Here is a 21,842-nt window from a genome sequence, read left to right as displayed (position 1 = left end):
TTAGAATTGATTTTTTATTTTACAATAGGTTCACTTTTCCACAGTGTTTTTTTTCAGAGAAATATATTTTTTGTTGTATTAATTTGTATGCCATTATTCTTTACATTTTTTAATAGTAAGATTATTTCCCCAAAAATCAAAATAATATACGTAGTTTTGATTTTGATTCTGTCAACAGGAATGTATCTAAATCAAGTTTATGGATTAATATATGGGTATTTTTAAGGAGTTTAAAGATGATAAAGGTGACTATTTTTACGCCTACATATAATAGGAGACTTACTTTAGTAAGATTGTACGAGTCGTTAGTAAATCAATCATGTTACTTCTTCGAATGGATAGTTGTGGACGATGGATCATCTGATGATACACAGGATTATATAGAAGGAATAGCAAAAAATGAAAAGCGTTTTAATATTAAATATAAAAAAGTTTTGAATGGTGGAAAACACCGTGCAATAAATTTGGGTCTAGACATGGCTGCTGGAGAATATTTCTTTATAGTAGATTCTGATGATTATATAACTAGGGATAGTGTTGAATTAATTTGTAGTTGGATTAATTCGATTTCATTTTCCACTAAAAATTTTGTAGGTGTATCGGGTCTAAAAGGATTCAACCAAAATGACGTGGTAGGAAAAACTTTTAGAGGATACTCTTTAGATTGCTCAGCTTTAGACAGACAAAAACATAATATATTTGGTGATAAATCAGAAGTTATAAAAACGAGTATTTTTAAAGAGTTTAAATTCCCAGAAATAGAGGGAGAAAACTTTATTACAGAAGATATTGTTTGGAATCGATTGGCAAGTTCTGGTTATCTCATAAGGTATTTTAATCAAATAAATTATATTTGCGAATATAGAGAAGATGGTTTAACTAAAAGAAGAGAGGAGCTCATTTGCAGTAATTTTAGGGGGTATACTCTTTTTGTTAAAGAACTACTTGAGTATAAAATAACGCTAAAGGTAAAATGGCGTGCTGTTATGGCATATGGATACCGAGGAAGATTAAACAACCAACAGTATAAAACCCTTGCAAATAATATACATGTATCCATTTTATTCTTGAAGCTATTCACGTATTTAGGGATTTTTTATAAACGATATATTGAAAGCTTTTTAAGAAGGTGATGTGCTATTAAAAATCAGATTGATGTGTCGGTTATTGTGCCAATTTATAAAGTGGAAGATTATCTTAAAAGATGTATAGAAAGTTTAGTCAATCAAACATACAAAAACATAGAGATTATTTTAGTTGATGATGGTTCTCCAGACAATTGTGGAGCAATTTGTGATGATTATTCTTTGAAATATAATAGAATTCGCGTAATTCATAAAGAAAATGGGGGGTTATCGGATGCGAGAAATTATGGTTTAGTTGTTGCGCAAGGGGAATATATACTTTTTGTTGACAGTGATGATTTTATTGAATTAGATGCAATAGAAAAAATGATTTTATTTGCGAAAGAAAATCATTTAGATATTATCTGTGGGGATTCTTATAGAACTATTGTCAATGAATCAAATTCAATAGTTAACAGAACTAAAATGTTCGGTGGAACTATAGAAAATAAAGTATTTACAGGTGAAGAATACGTAGTCGATTGTATATCTAAAAAAAAATTTTCCGTTACTGTTTGTACAAGAATGTATCGTACTGATCTAATAAAAGAAAATAATTTGTATTTTAAAAAGGACCTTTTACATGAAGATGAAAACTGGACGCCAAGAGTATTACTAGCTGCGAAAAGAGTGGTGTATATAAACATGACTTTTTATCATTACCTAATTCGAAAAAATTCCATTACACAAATAGAAAATAGAAAAAAACATGTAGAGGATGTATTGAGTACTTGTAATGAGTTGATTGTTGAATATAATATACAACATATTTCTGAATTAAATAAAAAAATATTGAAAGATTATTTAGCAAGGCTTTATATAAATACTTCGACATACGGGAAGTATGAAAAAAATTTTTACACCAAAGTTATTGATAAAAAATTTCCATTAAGAAATGCTTATTTTCTTAAAACAAGAATAGAATCAATAGTTTACGCAGTAAGCATTTCCCTATATAGATATTTAAAACTTAAATTTAGTTAACGATAGTAAAAGCAGCTTGCTTCATTTTATTCAATATGGTTTTCGAAAAAATTCGCGGATGGAGATTATTATTTGAACAAAATACCTAAAATAATACATTACTGCTGGTTTGGTGGAAATCCATTACCGAATTTTGGAGAGAAGTGCATTGCAAGTTGGACGAAATATTGTCCGGAATATGAAATTATTCGATGGGATGAGAGTAATTTTGATATCAGCTGCAATCAATATGTTAAGGAAGCGTATGAAGCTAAAAGATGGGCTTTCGTAACAGATTATATTCGTTTACATGTCGTCTATAATAATGGAGGCATATATCTGGACACGGATGTAGAATTATTGAAATCATTTGATGATCTATTGGGTTATTCAGGATTCATGGGATTTGAAAATGAAAGAAATATTAATACAGGATTAGGGTTTGGTGCAGTAAAAAATAATAATATAATTTATGAAATTATGAATGACTACAAGAAAATTCCATTTATTAAAGAGGATGGAAGGTTTGATTTAACGCCTTGTCCACAAAGAAATACAAAAATATTAGCTAGAAAAGGTCTAAAATTAAACAATACTCGTCAAATTATAGAGGATGTCGTTTTTCTACCTACGATATACCTAAGTCCTAAAGATTTTGAATCTGGCAAAATTATTGTTACTGAAAAAACCTTTTCAATACATCATTTTAACGCCTCTTGGCATACAGAACAACAAAAGGAGATACATGAAAAGGGAGTTTTGTATAGAAGTCTATTTGGAAAAAAAATTGGAGGTTTCTTGATAAACCTGGTGTTTGTTATAAAAGAATATGGTTTCTTAGAAATACTTGACAAGATAATAAAAAAAATAAAAAGTTGCAGGGTAAAGTCATAGTAGTTCGAAGAACAGAGGAGAAATTCTATGAGTATATTAGTAAGTGTTGTTTGTACTACCTATAACCATGAAAAATATATCTCTGATGCTATAGAAAGTTTTTTAATGCAACAAACAAACTTTGATTTTGAAATTCTGATTGGTGAAGATTGCAGTACTGATAATACTAGGCAAATAGTAGAAGAATATGTGAGGAAAAATCCAAACAAAATTAAAATAATTACTTCTAATACAAATGTAGGCCCGGAAGAAAATGAAAATAGACTCTTGGAAAAAGCACAAGGTAAGTATTTGGCATTGTGTGAAGGCGATGATTATTGGACTGATTCAAAAAAATTACAAAAACAAGTTGATTATTTAGAAAAAAATCCAGAATGTAGCTTAGTTTTTCATGCAACGGAATTCGTTAATGTTTCTAAAGAATCGATTGGTACTATTGCAAGAATAGATAAAGAAAGTAGAATCGTTAAAATGGACGAAATTTGTTTAAAAGCAACTCCAAGCTTTATTCCAACAGGGTCAAGATTGTATAGAAAACATTTAACAGATAATTTGCCAGGGTGGTATCGAAAAACTAGTATAGGAGATTTTCCTTCAGCATTAATAATTGCGAATTATGGGTATTTTTTCTATATGGATGAGGTTATGTCAGCATATAGGACCGGAGTAGAGGGATCTTGGACAAATAGAACATTAGTTGGTAAAGAAGCAATTCGCAATGATATAGAAATTAACAAAGAATGTATACAAATATTAAATGATTTTAACGATTACTCTAATTATCAATTTAAACGAGAATTAGAAAAGGCTAAGAAAGTAAGAGAAATAAAAATACTTCTACTGGAACGAAAAATAAAAGTATTAAAACACTCAAAAATATACAAAGATTATTATCTTAAATTAAGTCTTAAAGAAAAAATAATTCTTAATCTTAATTACTACTTTCCTAAATTTTATCAAACATTATCAAACATTATTAAACATCAAAAAAATGTATCTCCTAATAAAATGGGAGTGAAAAATTGAGGATAGCCATAATGCAGCCTTATTTTTCCCCATATATAGTTACTTTATAGTTACTGGCAATTAACTGCTGTATTCATTCGGGTATTTATTAACTTTGACTTGTCCATTCACTAATATATTATATTTATTTATCCAAGTCTGCATAAGGTGAACCTGTTTCTTGATGATTTTAAAACTGGCGTTCTAACACAGAAAGCGTAATTTTGTATTCTCAAGTAATCCATTAATGAATTTGTTTTGATAAAAGATGGGCAGTTTGGCAGTTCAATAGATTGATTATGTTTGAACAACATGTGAAAAATATTGAAATTACAAAATAAATGAAATAGGTGATTACGAATGAAAAAAGTGAGAAAGGCAATTATTCCAGCAGCAGGCTTGGGAACGCATTTTTTATCAGCTACTAAGGCAATGCCAAAAGAGATGTTACCTATTGTTATAGACCTACAATCGAATATATTGTGGAGGAAGCAATAGAATCTGGTATAGAAGATATAATCATTGTTACCGGTAAAGGAAAACGTGCGATAGAAGATCATTTTGATAGAAATTTTGAGCTTGAAGAAAATCTCTAGATAAAATTAATCAATCCTCTAAGGTTGAAATCCACTATATACGACAAAAAGAACCTAAAGGATTAGGGCATGCGGTATGGTGTGCACGTAATTTTATCGGGGATGAGCCAATCGCTGTTTTACTAGGGGATGATATCGTACAAGCTGAAAAACCTTGTCTCAAACAATTGATCGAGCAATATAATAAAATTGGGTCATCCGTAGTAGGTGTACAAAAAGTTTCTGATGAGGAAACGCATCGATATGGAATTATTAATCCAAGTTCAGAGGAGGGGAGACTTTATCAGGTTAGTAACTTTGTGGAAAAACCCGTACAAGGTACCGCGCCTTCTAATCTTGCAATCATGGGACGGTATATATTAACACCAGAGATTTTTGAATTTCTTGATAAGCAAGAAACAGGTGCTGGCGGAGAGATTCAACTTACTGATGCGATTCAAAAGTTAAATGAGTTACAGAAAGTATATGCTTATAATTTCGAAGGTAAACGGTATGATGTCGGAGAGAAGTTAGGTTTCATACAGACTACTATTGAGATGGCGTTGCAGAGATTTACTTCAGTATCTTGAAAAAATTCTTAAAAATGAAAGAATTATTTGGTAGCTATGGAATAAATAATGATGTAAACATGGGATATATCAATAATAAGGAATGATACTCTTATAGTTATTTAGAAGTTTAAAACAAGACTGGAATAAAATTATTGAGTATCTAATATATCAATATTGGATGTCATGATGTTTAATTCAACAGAGCAAATAATTTTAATGTTAACCGATTGGGAGCTTATATAAGTGAGGGAAACAGGAGTTGTCCTGATCATAAATTAGTTATCTTAAGTTTATATCTTGTAGAACAAACCTAACAAAAACGGAGGATCATTTGGAGCTCATTCTAATTAAATCGTATAAACATTTGAGTATATACGAGAAAGAATGGAAGGCTATTTTAGAAGAAAATGAAAATAAAAATCCATTTATAGAGTATGAGTATGTTTATAATTGGTGGATGTCATTCGTTGACGAAATAAATATAGAAATACATGCGGTGAAGGAAAATAATAGAATTATTGCATTCTTTCCATTTCAGTTGAATAAGAAATGGTTTGTCTATAAAGTTCAGTTTTTGCCTCTTAGAGTACTTAATTCTATAGATATCATTGCAAAGAGAAGAGATGTGGATAGGGTAATTATGTTCGCTCTTGATGCGCTAATTAAACAGAAGAAGAGTGCTGTTTTTTATTTAGATGGATTAGTTGAGAGTGGGGATAGTCCTGTTAAACTTTCCAACTATTTGAAGTCAAGAAATATGAAGGAGCAATCTACTCGAATTTTACCTATCAATATTGATTTGCAAAACCTTGCTAACCCAAGTACAAGAAAAATTATCTTTTCTACAAATACATTTGGCGCTAAAACGTACCGGAATTACTTATGGGTAAAAGAAACGATAAATTCAAAAGTAATTGGGAGACTAAAAACATAGAAAAAATATTAAAATGTGATGGTAAGAAGGTGGGGTACTTTTATGTTTAAATGGGAAAAAAAGGGTATTATTTTCAATCCTTTAACTCAATCGAAGCAGGAGTGGATGTATGAATTTGCTCAAGCTCCTTGTATTTTAGTAAAAGAGGATTTTATAAGGGTCTATTTTAATACAAGGGAAAAGATTGATGAAAATGGGCAATATAAAAGTTTTGTTGCTTTTATTGATGTAGATAAAAAAGATCTAACAATTATTAAAAACGTGAGCAAATCACCGCTTTTACAATTGGGGGATTTAGGAACATTTGATGAATTTGGGACTTACCCTTTCAGTATTTATGATGACACAGAAAACAATAAAGTTATTGCATACTATGGTGGGTGGAATAGATGCGAATCAGTTCCGTTCGATGTTTCGATTGGAATGGCTATTAGCAATGACGGTGGTAATACTTTTGTGAAATGTGGTAATGGACCTATACTTTCTACCACACCATATGAGCCATTCATCATTAGTGGTCCTAAGATAAGAAAATTTAATGGGAAATTCTATCTCTTTTATATTGCAGGAAGTGCTTGGGTGGAGAAAGATTCTAAGACGGAACCAGTGTATAAAATTAGAATGGCTGTATCAGAAGACGGGGTTAAATGGGAAAAATATAACGAAAATTTAATAGTAGATAAACTACATAAGGATGAAGCTCAAGCAAGTCCAGATGTCTTTTATAAAGAGGGATACTACCATATGTTCTTTTGTTATCGTGATTCTCATGATTATAGAACTAATAGTTCAAATGCTTACAGAATTGGATACGCTTATTCCAAAGATTTATTGAGCTGGACGAGAAGAGATGATCTAGCTGGGATTGATGTCTCTATGGAAGGTTTTGATACCGAAATGGTTGCTTATCCACATGTTTTCGAAGTAGAACATAAAATATATATGTTCTACTTAGGAAATGATGTTGGCAGATATGGATTCGGAATGGCAGAATTAGTAGATTTAAACCTAGATTTTCTAAGATCCTCTTAATAAGTAAAGACGAAACTTTATTCCACAGAGATTTAATACTAATTTATGAGGAGAATTGTAATGAAGTGGAGAAAGATAGGCAGAATTTTTAATCCTGTAGAATATTCTTTGAATTATGCACAGTCACCTCAAGTTGTTGTATTTGAAAATTTTATTAGAATCTATTTTTCAACTAGAACGTCAGATTTATCAGGAAAATTCTTAAGTAAAGTAGCATTCATCGATATGAAAAAAGATATGACAGAAATCATTAAATTGAGTAAAGATGAAGTCATCCCTTTAGGAAATAGAGGATGCTTCGATGAACATGGTATTTTTCCTATTAATCCTTTAAAGGTAGATGGGGAGATATGGGCTTTTACTTCAGGCTGGTCTAGGAGAGTGTCCGTATCAGTAAACACAGGTATTGGTCTTGCTAAATCAAGTGATGGTGGAGAAACTTTTGAGAAAATTGGAAGTGGACCAATCTTAACAGCAAATTTAAATGAACCATTTCTTGTGGCAGATCCTTTTGTGAGAAAGATAAATGATCAATATCATATGTGGTATATTTTTGGAACTGAATGGAAAAAGTATCGCGATGAAGAGGAACCAGATCGAATTTATAAAATAGCACATGCTGTATCAAATGATGGGATGAATTGGGTAAGAGACGGTATACCAATAATTATAGATGTATTAGAGGACGAGAGTCAGGCTTTGCCAACAGTTCTAATAAATAGTCATGGCTACCATTTGTTTTTTTGTTTCAGAAAATCATATGATTTTAGGGTGAATTCTGAAAATAGTTATAGAATGGGTTACGCCTTTTCAAAAGATGGTCTCACTTGGACTCGAAATGATGAAGTAGGAAGAATAGATCCAAGTAAGGATGATTGGGATTCTGAAATGATTTGTTATCCGCATATTTTTGAAGTTGATAATAAGGTTTATATGTTATATAACGGAAATGAATTTGGAAAGTATGGATTTGGCTTAGCCGAATTGGAGCAGTAAAGATGACTATAAATTTTTCGAGAAAAAGTGATTATGAGAGTATTTATCTTCTTTTACAAGAGTGTAATGAGGATTTTTATCCTCCTCTTAATAAGCGGATTAAATTAAGTTATTTTGCTGAAAAGATTATTAATAATGCAATAACTTTTTGTGCACACGACAGTCATAAATTAGTTGGACTTATAAGTTGTTATTATAATAATGGATCTTACGGATTTATTAACCATGTTAGTGTACATTCAGAATACAAAGGGCTAGGAATTGCAAAAACATTAATGAATATGTGTGTTGATTATGCAATAGATAATTTTTATTCAATAATAATTTTGAAAGTTTTTTCAGAGAATGAGGCTGCAATAAAACTATATACTAAACTTGGTTTTAAGATTATTGAGGATGATAGTGATTATCTAGTAATGATTAGAGTTATTGATCTTGAGTAAAATGCTCAATAGAAATTATCACAGATATAGTATAAGTTATTATAACATGAAAAATACGAAGGGAGAATTAGGACCCTTCGTATAATTATCTCACACCATATCTCCGCTCAAGATGAAATAGATCGGCATCTTCGTTTCTATTTCCTATTATTAAGTCTCTTAAAATATAAGAGCCTAGCATGCTATAGACAGTACCATTTCCACCATATCCAAGTAGATAATAGTGATTGGACTTCGTTGGGTGTTCCCCTATAAATGGAATATTATCAATAGATTCTCCAAAGCTTGCTGCATATGCGTATTCTATTTGAATATCATAGTCGGGGAAGAGCTCTCTTGCTTGTTGTAACAAATTTTCTGCTCGTTGTTGAATAACTTCCTCAGAGTCTGGTGCCTCAGCTTTATCCTCATCTAATCCCCCAACTATTAATCTTCCATCAACTGTTGAGCGAATATATAAATAAGGTCGCTGTGTTTCCCAAATTAACGCTTGTTCATACCAATCACTTTGTTTCGAGATCGGGTTACTAACGAAAGCAAAAGAGCGGTTAATATCTGCCCCAATTCTTTTGCCAACTGGGGGAGTTTCATAGCCAGTTGTATAGATGATTTGTTTAGCTTTAAAGGTGTTATTAGATGTTCGGATATCTAAATAATCGTTGTCCTCAAATACATCCATTACCTCCGTATAAGGGAATAAATGTCCACCCAGTTCCTCAATTCTTGTAAGAACTCCATGAACAAACTTAAGTGGGTTAATCTCTGCATCCCCATGAGTAACTAAGGCACCATGTTTGGTAAAAGGCATTTTTTCGGCCATTTCATTTCTTCCCCAGTAGTCACATGGGAACCCGTATTTTGTTAATGTGTCATATTCTGCTTTTATCTTTTCTACATCGTTTTCATCGCTCGCATAGCATATACTTGGTCTGCGTATGAAGTCTACTTCGTTTGGAAGTTTTTTCGCAACCCGTTCAAGATCATCCATTGCCTCATAACAAAGTTGGTAAAAACGAACAGCATCTTTTTCTCCGATTTGTCCAATTAGTTCGTGTAGCATAATATCATTGGAGTACTGTAACAGGCCGGTATTTGCACTAGAACTGCCTGTAGCCATTTCACGTTTATCTAGTATCGCTATTTTGAGACCACTTTCAGCTAAAGCAAGTGCTGTAAGTGCACCTGACATTCCAGAACCAACTATGACTACATCATATATGTCTAGTTTTTCATAAGTAGTTTTTGGTGTAAATGGTGTTGTAGTAGTAGGCCAATAAAGAGATCCATTATGTATTTTCATCTTTCATACTCCATTCTATTAGTTTCCTAGTATATACCCATTGTTTAATAGAATGAACCTCCCCATGTTATAATAAGTAAACTTCAAAAAAAGGGTGTTTGAAATGATTCAGGAAAAACCACATGTATTAGTAATAGATGGAATGGCATTATTATTTAGATCGTTTTTTGCCACAGCGATGTCTGGTAACTATTTCAAGAATGATAAAGGAATTCCGACAAATGCGGTGCAAGGTTTTGCTCGGCATGTATTAGCAGCACAAAATTTGATGCAACCTACTCATATGGCTGTTTGTTGGGACAAAGGGATGCTTACATTTAGGAATGAGTTATATGACGGCTATAAAGCAAATCGTCCAAAGCCAGCTGAAGAGCTTATTCCACAGTTTGATATGGCTCAGGAGTTGTCTGAGCATTTAGGATGGATGAACTTTGGAATAGCTGGAATGGAAGCGGATGATACCATTGCTTCAATTACACATAAATGGAAGGATGACGCAAGGTTTACGATAGTGAGTGGAGATAAGGATCTGCTTCAATTACTGGAGCCATCTACAGAAATTGCGTTCACGAAAAAAGGTTTTTCTATTTATGATATATATAATGAATCTCGCTTCTATGAAGAATACGGCATTTCTCCATTGCTTTTCCCTGATGTGAAGGCATTTATGGGAGATTCTAGTGATGGCTATGCGGGTGTAAAGGGAATTGGTCCGAAAACAGCTTTACAACTTGTTCAAACCTATGGAACAGTTGATAAGGTGTTAGAGGCTTTACCGCTTTTGAAAGCTGGTCAACGAACTAAAATTGAAACGGATTTGGAAATGCTAAAGCTTTCTAAAGAGTTAGCTACTATTCGAAGAGATGTCCCGATTGGAGCGGAGCTGGAACATTTAGTATTAAAAGAAATCCCTTCAGCGAAACACGATTTCTTATATGAGCATGGTTATACTATTTTGGCGAGACAGCTTCAAAAATAGTTATTTTCCTATTGGAGTAATTTGGACAAATGTCAAAATCGGTGCATTATCTGAATAGCGAACTCTTCTAATTTGACTTGGACGATTTCTACCTCCATTGTCGTGGATTATTAATACTACTTCACTATCAACTATTTCATAGCCAATAAGTGGAACCCAGTGATAGGAAAACGTAAATTTTTTATTCCACTTTAGTGAAAAGTACTTATCAAATTTTAAGGCAACTGCTCTGCCACTTTTTAGTTCGACCAGTGCATCTCGTAACGTACATTTGTCTACTATCCAATTCGGCCCGAGCAACTTACGCATATTTCGTATAAATCGATAGGTAAATAACCCAATACGTGTACCTCCCAATTTTTCATACAAATCATTTGGCTGATGGTAACTAGTATTTGGGAACAAATAATTTAATAACACGTAAGCAGTGACTGGACCACACGCAGAAGCGCGGTAGTTAGCTTGAATTGTAGTATCATATTGGGAGTAACCTTGAACCGGTAATTGTATCTTCATGTTCGCCCTCCTAATAATAGAGTTTTCCTTTTTCATGGGAAAACTCTTTTTTTATATCTGAAGCAAATTATTATTCTCTAAATTGTTCGTCTATTCTATAATACAATTTAACACAATCGATAATACTGGAGGAAATAGAATGATTAGATTACTGCAAAGCAAGGATTTAAAAAAGGCTGCCGATATAGCTTCATTAGCTTATCCTGGAATGCTAATTCAAACCGATGAAAAGAAAAAAGAATTAATAGAGCGATTGGAAACAGAACAAAGGGAAGCTAATGGAATTCAATTCTTTGGTTGTTTTGATGAACAAGATGACCTTCTAGGGATTTTTCGTGTGAATGATTTTGAGTGCAATATAAATGGAAAGTTTCAACGTATATTTGGTATTGGTATGGTCGCAGTGCATTTATTACATAAAAAAGAAAAAGTAGCTTATCAACTTCTATCTTATTTTCATAACTATGCTAGACAGGAAAAGGTCGCTCTTGTATCACTTTATCCTTTTAATCCAAGTTTTTATAGGAAAATGGGTTATGGTTATGGCCCACTACGATATGAATTTAAATTTAAACCCGGAGAAATGTTAGCTGATGGAAATAAAGGCCGAGTGAAATTTTTAACAGCTTCGGATGAAGAGGCGATTGTAACTCTCTACAATGAATACGCACAAAACAACCATGGTATGTTGAAAAGAACTTGGAAGGAAAGAGAGTATATTAAAGCGAGAAAAACATATTATGTTGGTGTAGAGGAGGAAAATCGTTTAGTCGGGGCTCTAGGTTTCACGTTGGAACCAGTAAAAGATAGTCATTTTCTACATCATCATATGATTATTCATGAATGGATCTGGAGTAACCCAAATGCCTATAAGCAACTCGCTTCATGGGTAAGTTCACAACAGGATCAAGTAGATCGAGTTGTTTTCCGCACGAATGATCAATCATTTGTATATAGTCTTTCTAATCCATCGAACGATTCCAATCATGTAATTCCAAGTGTATATCATGAGGTGGCTACTACAGGTTCTGGTATTATGTATCGAATTACAAGTATAGAGTCATTTGTTAATGGCACTAATTTTCATGGTCTAGGAAAACCTCAAGATAAGACAAAAGTTTTATTGGCAATTGAGGATACATTTATTACAGATCAACATGGATTATATGAATTATCTTATAGTAGTGGGCGATGGGCGATTCAGAAAGTTGAAGATAATATACAAGCGAATATTACTATTGGAATCCATGATTTAAGTTCGTGGTGGATGGGCTGTGTAACGGTAGAATCACTATATAATATCGGAGAAGCAGCGATACATCAGATAGATCCTAAAATACTAGATGAATGGTTTAAACCAAAAAATGGGCCCATTTGTTTTACGGCTTTTTAAATTACTAGAGCGAAAGTAAAACAAAAGGAGAATCGCTATACAATAAGCAATTCTCCTGATCATTATTTTTTAATGTTAATGGTATTATCGGATTCACCTAAAAGTTTTTTCAATGCTTCACGGAAACTTTTATACGTTTCAATATCAACTTGGATACTAGCATGCACAATTTCACGGATAAAACGAGGATTGAAACCAACATAAATAGGACGAATACCCATTAAACGAAGTGAGCTATTCAAACTGGAAATAGCCAGTGCAAGTTCGTTATAGTCAAAGGCCTCCACATCTTCTACATTAACACCAGTAAAATCAAATACTGCTTGTTCAATTTCTTTATGTTCTCCAATATATTGAAGCGTTTTAGTTTGAATATTTTCAAAGCGTTCTCTAAACATATAGCCAGCGATAGGGATTAAAATAGTCTTGGGAACGATTGATGGAATAATAGGTGTAGAGATTGTTTTGATAATTTTTTCGTAGTAAGTGATTTTTTCTTTAAGTTCCATTATTTCTTGTTCGTGAGACATATAAGTAAGCACCTCTATTATTTTCTGTTCTTCCGATTAGTGATCTTTTAACCGATTCTAAAAGAAAAGGCTGCTTCTAATAGAAACAGCCTTTCTATCCATATACTTCTTGGTAGCTATGATTCTGTTACCATGCTCTTGCAGAAAGCTCGTCGAGTATAAAGGTTAGATGTATTTTACTATAGATACTTTCTTACTTACTTTGTGCATCTAAAAATTCTGTAACCTGCTCAGGGGATTTTGCATTTGCGCTATGAAGATGTGCTTTTTTCTCGCCATTTTGGTAAATAAGAAGGCTTGGAATTCCCATTACTTCATATTTTTCAGCTACGTCCGGAAGTTCATCGCGATTTACCTCGTACCATGTGTATTGGTTGTATTTTTCAACGATCGGATCGATGAACATTTCCATACGACGGCAATCAGGGCACCAACCAGCTTCAAATTTTACTAATACCTCTTTATCACCAGAAATGATCTCATTGAATTGTTCAGTAGTTGTAATTTTTTGCATGTTTATTTACCTCCTATGACTTTGTTTACAGTGTACACTGTTTCTTATGTTGGAGAAAGAAAAAAGAATTATTTATTCATTTTATTATTGCGAAAATTTAAATTTTGGTCTAAACTAATAGACATAGAGATTGCTTCTATTTTTTTTGTGAATAAAATGAATGAGCGTTCATTCAAGATGAAGGGGAGGCTTTGCATATGACATATCAAATTAAAAAGGCCGCTGTATTAGGTTCAGGAGTTATGGGGTCAGGAATTGCTGCTCACTTAGCGAATATCGGCATTCCTACATTACTATTAGATATCGTACCAAAAGAGTTAAGCAAAGATGAGGAAGCAAAGGGACTAACTATAGAGCATCCAACAGTAAGAAATAAATTCGCGGGGACAGCTATTCAAAAGTTGTTGAAGCAAAAACCTGCACCACTAAGTGCTAAGAAAAACTTACAGTTAATAACGGCAGGCAACTTAGAGGACGATCTTGAAAAACTAAAAGACGTCGACTGGATTATTGAAGTAGTAGTTGAAAACTTAGAAATTAAAAAGAGTTTATATGAAAGAATAGATGCAATTCGTAAGCCAGGCACAATCATTAGTTCAAATACATCAGGCATTAGTATTAATGCTATGGTGGAGGGTCGTTCAGAAGATTTTGGAAAGCATTTCTTAGGAACACATTTCTTTAACCCTCCTCGTTATTTGAAACTTTTAGAAGTTATTCCGGCTAATACAACAGCTCCTGAAGTTGTGGATTTCATGAAGCAATTTGGTGAAGATGTATTAGGAAAAGGCGTAGTACTTGCAAAGGATACACCAAACTTCATTGCCAACCGCATTGGTACTTATGGCTTGCTTGTAACACTTCGTGAAATGCAAGCTAGAGGATATTCAGTTGGAGAGGTAGATTCGGTGACAGGACCACTAATTGGTCGTCCTAAGTCTGCGACATTCCGTACATTAGACGTAGTTGGTTTAGATACATTTGCACATGTTGCGAAAAACGTATTTGACCAAACAACTGGTGAGGAACAAAAAGTATTTGAAGTACCTGCATTTATGCAAAAGATGTTGGACAACAAATGGCTTGGTGCTAAAACGGGGCAAGGGTTCTTCTTAAAAGAAGGAAAAGAAATTAAAGAACTAAATCCTGAAACTCTTGAATATGAAACAATGAAGAAATTGAAAACGCCTTCAATGGAAATGGCTAAGCAACAAAAAGGTCTTGCTGCAAAAGTGAAAACATTAACTTATGCAAAAGATAGAACTGGTGAATTACTTTGGAGCATTTTAAGTCCTACACTAATCTATTCGGCTAAATTACATGGAGAAATTGCGGATAATATCGTTGCAATTGACCAAGGCATGAAGTGGGGCTTCGGTTGGCAGCAAGGTCCATTTGAAATATGGGATGCCATCGGAGTAAAGGAATCCGTTGAAAAAATGTCTGCTGAAGGACTTGAAATTCCAGTATTCGCTCAGTCTTTACTTGATAAAGGATTCGAATCCTTCTATAAGGAAGAAGATGGAGATCAATACTATTTTAACGGAACTGATTATTCATTAGTTGCCGTAAGTGATAAAGTAATTGACCTAAAAAGATATAAGAAAAAACATGGCGTGATTAAATCTAATTCGGGTGCTAGTTTAATAGATTTAGGAGATGGAGTTGCTTTGCTTGAGTTCCATTCTAAATCGAACTCGATTGGTCTAGATATCCTTCAAATGATTAGCTTTGCGGTGGAGGAAGTTGAGAAGAACTTCAAAGGTCTTGTTATAGGTAACCAAGGGAAAAACTTCAGTGTTGGAGCAAATCTTGGAATGATTTTAATGGAAGCACAGGATGATAATATCTTCGAATTAGATTTTGTTGTTCGTCAATTCCAAAATGCAATGATGAAAATTAAATACTCGGCTAAACCAGTTGTAGTAGCTCCATTTGGAATGACTTTAGGTGGGGGAGCAGAAACATGCTTGCCGGCTGCTCATATCCAAGCATCTTCTGAGACTTATATGGGCTTAGTAGAAGCTGGAGTTGGCCTTATCCCTGGTGGTGGAGGTAACAAAGAGCTTTATATTAAGCACTTAAAAGGACTTCCAAACGGTGTCGAGATAGATTATCTATCGGTGGCAAGCAAAGTATTTGAAACGATAGCAATGGCAAAAGTTTCTACATCAGCTGAAGAAGCTCGTGAAAACAACTTCTTGAATTTTGCAGATGGAATTAGTGTTAACCCAGACCACTTAATTTATGATGCGAAGCAAGCAGTACTATCTCTTGCAGAAGCAGGATATAAAGCACCAATTCGTGAAAAAGTTCCTGTATCAGGATCTCCAGGATTTGCGGCACTTGTTTTAGGTGCTGAAGGAATGTTCCTTTCAGGATTTATCAGTGAGCATGATCTTAAAATTGCGAAAAAGCTTGCATATGTTGTTGCAGGTGGAGAAGTTCCATACGGTACATTTGTAGATGAGCAATATTTACTTAACTTAGAGCGAGAAGCTTTCTTAAGTTTAGTTGCAGATCCAAAATCTCAAGCAAGAATGCAACACATGCTAGTGAAGGGTAAACCACTACGCAACTAGAGTTGTATAAAGGTAAAGGAGGAGAGCTCATGCGTGAAGCAGTATTAGTAGCTGGGGCAAGAACACCAGTAGGCAAAGCGAAAAAAGGTTCTTTAGCGACGGTTCGTCCAGATGATTTTGGAGCGCTAGTAGTTAAAGAAACATTACTAAGAGCGGGTGGATACGATGGCCCGATAGATGATTTTATATTAGGTTGTGCAATGCCAGAAGCAGAGCAAGGGATGAACGTTGCTCGTAATATCGGAGCATTAGCAGGACTGCCGGATACAACTCCAGCAATTACAGTGAATCGTTTCTGTTCATCTGGTTTACAGTCCATTGCATATGGTGCAGAGCGTATTATGTTAGGTCACGCGGAGGCGATTATCGCTGGTGGCGTAGAGTCTATGAGTATGGTTCCAATGATGGGTAATACCATTCGCCCGAACGCACATCTAGCACAAACAGCTCCGCAATACTATATGGGAATGGGGCACACAGCAGAACAAGTGGCCACGAAATATGGTATTAGTCGTGAGGACCAAGATGCATTTGCAGTAAGATCACATGAACTAGCAGCAGCTGCAATTGCTGCAGGAAAGTTCAATGATGATATTGTACCTGTTGAAGTTATCAAGCATTTTGTAGACGAAAACAATAAAGCACAACAGAAAAAATTCATGTTCGAAATGGACGAAGGCGTACGTGTCGGAACTTCACTGGAAACACTTGCAAAATTACGTCCTGCATTCAATGTTCGTGGATCCGTAACGGCAGGAAATGCTTCACAAACTTCTGATGGAGCAGGCGCTGTTCTAATCATGGATCGTGAAGTTGCTGAAGCACAAGGATTAAAACCACTTGCAAAATTCCGTTCTTTTGCAGTTGGTGGAGTACCTCCTGAAGTAATGGGGATTGGACCGATTGTAGCAGTACCAAAAGCATTAAAACTTGCTGGTTTATCCATTGAGGACATCGATCTTTGGGAAATCAACGAAGCATTTGCTTCTCAATCAATTCAAGTTGTTCGTCATTTAGGCTTAGATATGGATAAGGTGAATGTAAATGGTGGAGCAATTGCACTTGGTCATCCACTTGGAGCGACGGGAACAATCTTAACATTGAAAATGATGAGTGAGTTAAGACGTCAAGGGAAGCAATTCGGAGTTGTTACAATGTGTATCGGTGGCGGTATGGGAGCTGCTGGAGTTTTCGAATTACTATAAGAATCTTTTAAACAAATAGGAGGAATATATATGAACGAATTAAAAGAGGCAATCAAAGGCGGAGCGTTTTTAGTAGAAGATTTGGACGCTAGTCGTATATTTACACCAGAGGATTTTAACGACGAGCAAAAGATGATTGCGAAAACGACAGAGGAGTATGTTAAAAACTCAGTACTTCCAGTGGTAGAAAACTTGGAGCATCATGAATTTGAACACTCTGTTCGTTTATTAAAAGAAGCGGGTGACCTAGGTCTACTTGCAGCTGATATTCCAGAAGAATATGGTGGAATTGGCTTAGACAAAATTTCTTCTGCACTAATTTCAGAAAAAATGTCTGTAGCCGGTGGATATTCCATTACTCACGGAGCACATGTTGGAATTGGTACACTGCCAATCGTTCTATTTGGTAATGAAGAACAAAAACAAAAATACCTTCCGTCATCTGCATCAGGTGAGAAGATATTTGCTTATGCACTTACAGAACCAGGTTCAGGATCTGATGCACTAGGCGCAAAAACTACGGCGAAGTTAAATGCTGAAGGTACACATTATGTATTAAATGGGGAAAAACAATGGATTACTAATGCTGGATTTGCAGATGTATTCGTTGTTTACGCTAAAGTGGATGGAGACAAATTCTCTGCATTTATCGTAGAAAAAACATTCCCAGGCGTGTCTGTAGGAGCAGAAGAGAAGAAAATGGGTATCAAATCATCTTCAACTCGTACATTAATCTTACAAGATGCTCAAGTTCCTGTTGATAATCTTTTAGGTGAAATCGGACGCGGTCACGTTATCGCTTTCAACATATTAAATATTGGTCGTTATAAATTAGGGGTAGGTACAATCGGTGGATCTAAACGTGCGTTAGAATTAGCAATCGCTTATACAAACCAACGTCAACAATTTAAAACACCAATCTCTTCCTTTAATTTAACGAAGAACAAACTAGCTACAATGGCTTCAAAATTATATGCGACAGAAAGCTTAATCTACCGTACTGTAGGATACTTTGAAGAGCGTATGAGTCAGTTAAGCCCAGAAGAGCAAAAAGACGGAAAAGCAATCGCTGCTTCTATCGCTGAATATGCAATTGAATGTTCTATTAACAAAGTAGTAGGATCTGAGGTTCTAGATTACATTGTTGACGAAGCTGTTCAATTACATGGTGGATATGGCTTCATGCAAGAGTATGAAGTAGAGCGCCTTTACCGTGACTCTCGTATTAACCGCATCTTCGAAGGAACAAACGAAATCAACCGCTTAATCGTTCCAGGAACATTCCTGAAAAAAGCAATGAAGGGTGAATTGCCACTTCTTCAAAAAGCTGCGGGCTTACAAGAAGAGCTATTAATGATGATGCCTGAAGAGGTTGGAACAGAAGCACTTGCACAAGAAAAAGTATTAGTAGCTAATGCGAAGAAAATTGGTATTTTAGTAGCTGGGCTTGCTGCTCAACGTTTTGGTACAAAACTAGAGGCAGAGCAAGAAGTACTAGTGAACATTGCGAATATCGCTAATAACCTATTTGCTATGGAATCCGCAGTCCTTCGTACAGAAAAAGCTATCGGTCGTGATGGAGAAGAAAAAGCAGCACAAAAACTTCTTTATACACAAATCTTTACACAAGAAGCGTTTATCGAAATCGAACAAGCGGCAAAAGAAACTCTTATTGCAGCTGTAGATGGAGATAACCAACGTATGATGATTTCTGCTTTACGCAAATTGACTCGCTACACTCCATACAACGTAATTGAGAAAAAACGTGAAGCATCGGTTAAACTTATCGAAGCAGAAAAATACGTTCTTTAATCAATTCATGAAAAAGCCGATTCCTTGTGGATCGGCTTTTTTGAAGATTAGGACTATATAAAATTGTACCGTGAACACTGTGTTTTAAGGGTGAAAGAATGAATAATTACTAATACTGATTTGCGTTTCAGGTAGACGCGTTTCGCGGGATGAGCGATGAGCTATCACCGTCGCTAGCGCGTCGCTGTGATATCTCATCTGTCTCACTCATCCCGCAGAAGTCGCCACCTTTCACTTCAATCAATTAAGTTAGTAGTACTCGACTTTAAAATATTGCATAGCTTCTCACTTAGATATTAAGAGTAGTCAAAGTTAATATAGGGATAAAACCGTCTGCTTGGTTAGGAACATTATCTTTGATAGGATTCCATTTCAGCCTTACTTATTTTAAAAAGAAATTTGTATATTAAGGTGGTTTTATAATTAATTATCCGATCATTTAAAGCGGATCTAGTTGTTTGGAGCCGGGCCCACGGAAAGCGTCCGCTTGAAGCGGAATTTAATGGCATTTCTATATTCTTATTTTTAAAGGACTGGGCGCACTTTGCTCGGTTTTTCTTGATTGGAGGCTCAATCATATATTAATTTATTCAAAATAATTGCCTATCCTTTCCACTTTTATGTATGATTAAAAGAAAAAGGTGGTACAACATGTCTATTCAATATTATGGCTATCCAAAATGTACAACGTGCAGAAAAGCAAGTAAATGGTTAAAAGATAACGGAATAGAATACATAGACAATCATATAGCTGAAAGTCCCCCAACGAAAGAAACTCTTCAAAAAATGTTTGAGGTAAGTGAACTAGAACTAAAAAAATTCTTTAACACTTCCGGTATGAAATATCGCGAGCTTGGACTAAAAGACAAGCTTCCAACAATGTCAGAAGACGAACAATTAACCTTACTTGCTTCGGATGGAATGCTTATTAAACGACCAATTGTTTTTGACGGGAATAAATTAACGCTAGGCTTCAAGGACCAACAGTTTGAGGATGTATGGAAGACTTCTTAAAGTCACTTGTTTTTACTATTAAAATATGTGAATATAGTAGATGAATGTATTATTAATGGAGAGGGGTATATATATGAACGCACCTAAAGATTTAAAATACTCAGCAGAGCATGAATGGGTAAAAACTGAAGGCGGAAATGTCCGTATCGGTATTACTGAATTTGCACAATCTGAACTTGGAGATATCGTTTTTGTCGAACTTCCACAAGTTGGAGATGAGATCAAAGCAGGAGATCCGTTTGGAAGTGTTGAATCGGTTAAAACTGTTTCTGAACTGTATGCACCAATTAGCGGTAAAGTAGTAGAGGTAAATACAGAACTAGAAGATAGCCCTGAGTATGTTAACGAATCCCCTTATGAAAATGCATGGATGATTGTTATTGAACCATCTGATGCAGCAGAAGTGGATGGTTTACTTTCTCCAGAAAAATACGAAGAATTAATTTCAGAATAATTTCGAAAACGCCGCTTAATATCGGCGTTTTTTTCATATAATATTGGAAAGGGCATAGTTGGGAGAGAGGCTGAATGGCTATTGTCTTTAGTGAAAAGATAATTCTTGTTGAGGGTAGATCCGATAAATTAAAGCTTTTAAAACTGCTGGATGAATCAACAGAAATTATTTGCACCAATGGAACGATATCGAATGTCAGGCTAGAAGAAATTTTAAGTCCTTATGAAGGCATTCCTATTTATGCGTTTCTGGATGCAGATAAGTCTGGTGAGCAAATTCGCTCTGTCGTGAGAAAAGAATACCCTGAAGCGATTCATCTATATACCAATCCGATGTTCTGCGAAGTAGCGACCACACCATTCAAAGTTTTGGCTTCTATATTAAAAAGTGTTAATATAAAAGTGAAAAGACAATATTTACTTTAGGATGATGTAATATGAATGAATGGACCTTAGAACAATGGAACAGCCATAAGAACAGTGGGCAGCTTACCATATTTTATATTTATACACCTATGTGTGGAACCTGCCAAGTTGCTAGTAAAATGATGCAAGTTATAAAAGAGATAAAGCCTTTTTTAATTGGTCAAGCAAATATTAACTATCTTGGAGATTTTGCTATGGATTATCAAATTGAAAGTGTGCCATGTCTGCTAATCGCTAAAGGTGGAACGGTATATAAAAAAATATATGCCTTTCAGTCAGTTCCATTTATCTTGGATGCGATAAAAAGTATTGACGACCAAGTTGTCGTATGATAACATTCGATATACCGACAAATTAATAGTTTTACTCTTATTAAGAGAGGTGGAGGGAAGTGCCCTTTGAAGCCCGGCAACCGTCATGTAAATGAAATGGTGCCAAGTCACGCAAAGCAAATGCTTTGGGAAATGAGAGAATGGATAAATGTTATTAAATTGGATAACTTTAAACCCTTCTGCTCTTTTGCAGGAGGGTTTTTTTAGTTGAAAATGGGAAGAATAAGGTTTTAATACAAAGTAAATTT

At 34.6% G+C, this 21,842-nt stretch carries 21 protein-coding genes, 1 pseudogene and 1 riboswitch; of the genes and pseudogenes, 18 read left to right on the top strand and 4 right to left on the bottom strand.

Features of this window, described 5'->3' with window-relative positions; genetic code table 11:
- Window positions 1-236 precede the first annotated feature (236 nt).
- From MHI40_RS13705 to MHI40_RS13665, 9 genes and pseudogenes are all read left to right on the top strand, one after another.
- On the top strand, window positions 237-1,133 hold the full coding sequence (locus MHI40_RS13705; RefSeq protein WP_340763088.1) for a glycosyltransferase family 2 protein: 897 nt from the start codon (window positions 237-239) through the stop codon (window positions 1,131-1,133).
- A 24-nt stretch (window positions 1,134-1,157) separates the two neighbouring features.
- Window positions 1,158-2,108 carry a glycosyltransferase gene (locus tag MHI40_RS13700; protein WP_340763087.1) on the top strand — a complete coding sequence of 317 codons (951 nt, stop codon included), beginning with the start codon at window positions 1,158-1,160 and terminating at the stop codon, window positions 2,106-2,108.
- Between the two features lie 33 nt (window positions 2,109-2,141).
- Complete coding sequence (locus MHI40_RS13695; RefSeq protein WP_340764518.1) at window positions 2,142-2,981, top strand: glycosyltransferase family 32 protein; 840 nt, start codon at window positions 2,142-2,144, stop codon at window positions 2,979-2,981.
- A 27-nt stretch (window positions 2,982-3,008) separates the two neighbouring features.
- Window positions 3,009-4,007, top strand: a complete 999-nt coding sequence (locus tag MHI40_RS13690; protein WP_340763086.1) for a glycosyltransferase family 2 protein — start codon at window positions 3,009-3,011, stop codon at window positions 4,005-4,007.
- A gap of 339 nt (window positions 4,008-4,346) precedes the next feature.
- A pseudogene (gene galU, locus MHI40_RS13685) lies at window positions 4,347-5,151 on the top strand (UTP--glucose-1-phosphate uridylyltransferase GalU).
- Window positions 5,152-5,497: 346 nt separating this feature from the next.
- Window positions 5,498-6,067, top strand: coding sequence for a hypothetical protein (locus MHI40_RS13680; protein WP_340763084.1), 570 nt, complete (start codon window positions 5,498-5,500; stop codon window positions 6,065-6,067).
- A 42-nt stretch (window positions 6,068-6,109) separates the two neighbouring features.
- Window positions 6,110-7,099, top strand: coding sequence for a glycosylase (locus MHI40_RS13675; RefSeq protein WP_340763082.1), 990 nt, complete (start codon window positions 6,110-6,112; stop codon window positions 7,097-7,099).
- Window positions 7,100-7,159: 60 nt separating this feature from the next.
- Window positions 7,160-8,095, top strand: coding sequence for a hypothetical protein (locus MHI40_RS13670; protein ID WP_340763081.1), 936 nt, complete (start codon window positions 7,160-7,162; stop codon window positions 8,093-8,095).
- 2 nt (window positions 8,096-8,097) lie between these two features.
- Window positions 8,098-8,538, top strand: a complete 441-nt coding sequence (locus MHI40_RS13665) for a GNAT family N-acetyltransferase (protein WP_340763079.1) — start codon at window positions 8,098-8,100, stop codon at window positions 8,536-8,538.
- Between the two features lie 85 nt (window positions 8,539-8,623).
- Here the strand turns inward: MHI40_RS13665 and MHI40_RS13660 are convergent, their stop codons facing one another.
- Window positions 8,624-9,838 (bottom strand): NAD(P)/FAD-dependent oxidoreductase, encoded by a 1,215-nt coding sequence (locus tag MHI40_RS13660; RefSeq protein ID WP_340763078.1) that lies wholly within the window; start codon window positions 9,836-9,838, stop codon window positions 8,624-8,626.
- Window positions 9,839-9,941: 103 nt separating this feature from the next.
- Here MHI40_RS13660 and MHI40_RS13655 point away from each other — a divergent pair, with 103 nt between their 5' ends.
- Complete coding sequence (locus MHI40_RS13655; protein WP_340763076.1) at window positions 9,942-10,817, top strand: 5'-3' exonuclease; 876 nt, start codon at window positions 9,942-9,944, stop codon at window positions 10,815-10,817.
- On the opposite strand, the gene MHI40_RS13650 is transcribed toward MHI40_RS13655, so the two are convergent.
- Window positions 10,818-11,333 carry a C39 family peptidase gene (locus tag MHI40_RS13650; protein ID WP_340763075.1) on the bottom strand — a complete coding sequence of 172 codons (516 nt, stop codon included), beginning with the start codon at window positions 11,331-11,333 and terminating at the stop codon, window positions 10,818-10,820.
- Between the two features lie 139 nt (window positions 11,334-11,472).
- On the opposite strand from MHI40_RS13650, the gene MHI40_RS13645 reads away from it, so the two are divergent.
- A complete protein-coding gene (locus MHI40_RS13645; protein ID WP_340763074.1) occupies window positions 11,473-12,726 on the top strand; it encodes a GNAT family N-acetyltransferase in 1,254 nt (417 codons plus the stop codon).
- Between the two features lie 62 nt (window positions 12,727-12,788).
- Here the strand turns inward: MHI40_RS13645 and MHI40_RS13640 are convergent, their stop codons facing one another.
- Together MHI40_RS13640 and MHI40_RS13635 are read right to left on the bottom strand one after the other, a co-directional pair.
- Window positions 12,789-13,256, bottom strand: coding sequence for an STAS domain-containing protein (locus MHI40_RS13640; protein WP_093537747.1), 468 nt, complete (start codon window positions 13,254-13,256; stop codon window positions 12,789-12,791).
- Window positions 13,257-13,449: 193 nt separating this feature from the next.
- Window positions 13,450-13,770: a thioredoxin family protein gene (locus MHI40_RS13635; protein ID WP_093537748.1), complete on the bottom strand. Its 321-nt coding sequence runs from the start codon at window positions 13,768-13,770 to the stop codon at window positions 13,450-13,452.
- Between the two features lie 197 nt (window positions 13,771-13,967).
- Between MHI40_RS13635 and MHI40_RS13630 the strand changes: the two genes are divergently transcribed.
- The 7 genes from MHI40_RS13630 to MHI40_RS13600 all read left to right on the top strand — a co-directional run bounded on the left by MHI40_RS13630 (window position 13,968) and on the right by MHI40_RS13600 (window position 21,594).
- Complete coding sequence (locus MHI40_RS13630) at window positions 13,968-16,352, top strand: 3-hydroxyacyl-CoA dehydrogenase/enoyl-CoA hydratase family protein (RefSeq protein ID WP_340763072.1); 2,385 nt, start codon at window positions 13,968-13,970, stop codon at window positions 16,350-16,352.
- A gap of 29 nt (window positions 16,353-16,381) precedes the next feature.
- The gene (locus tag MHI40_RS13625) at window positions 16,382-17,557 is read left to right on the top strand and encodes an acetyl-CoA C-acetyltransferase (protein ID WP_093537750.1); all 1,176 of its coding nucleotides are present in this window, start codon (window positions 16,382-16,384) and stop codon (window positions 17,555-17,557) included.
- 30 nt (window positions 17,558-17,587) lie between these two features.
- Window positions 17,588-19,369: an acyl-CoA dehydrogenase family protein gene (locus MHI40_RS13620; protein WP_093537751.1), complete on the top strand. Its 1,782-nt coding sequence runs from the start codon at window positions 17,588-17,590 to the stop codon at window positions 19,367-19,369.
- Window positions 19,370-20,020: 651 nt separating this feature from the next.
- Window positions 20,021-20,383, top strand: a complete 363-nt coding sequence (locus MHI40_RS13615) for an arsenate reductase family protein (protein WP_340763070.1) — start codon at window positions 20,021-20,023, stop codon at window positions 20,381-20,383.
- 73 nt (window positions 20,384-20,456) lie between these two features.
- Complete coding sequence (gene gcvH / locus MHI40_RS13610) at window positions 20,457-20,837, top strand: glycine cleavage system protein GcvH (RefSeq protein WP_093537753.1); 381 nt, start codon at window positions 20,457-20,459, stop codon at window positions 20,835-20,837.
- A gap of 74 nt (window positions 20,838-20,911) precedes the next feature.
- Complete coding sequence (locus MHI40_RS13605) at window positions 20,912-21,262, top strand: toprim domain-containing protein (protein ID WP_093537754.1); 351 nt, start codon at window positions 20,912-20,914, stop codon at window positions 21,260-21,262.
- A gap of 11 nt (window positions 21,263-21,273) precedes the next feature.
- Entirely contained in the window at window positions 21,274-21,594 is a 321-nt protein-coding gene (locus MHI40_RS13600; RefSeq protein WP_093537755.1) for a thioredoxin family protein, read from the top strand.
- 34 nt (window positions 21,595-21,628) lie between these two features.
- Window positions 21,629-21,733: riboswitch (SAM riboswitch) on the top strand.
- Window positions 21,734-21,842 lie beyond the last annotated feature (109 nt).

The organism is Psychrobacillus sp. FSL H8-0510, from assembly GCF_038008345.1.
In the GTDB taxonomy this organism is placed as follows: Bacteria; Bacillota; Bacilli; order Bacillales_A; family Planococcaceae; genus Psychrobacillus; species Psychrobacillus psychrotolerans.
The sequence above is the reverse complement of the archived record's forward strand: the minus strand, read 5'-3'. Positions and strand labels throughout refer to the sequence as shown.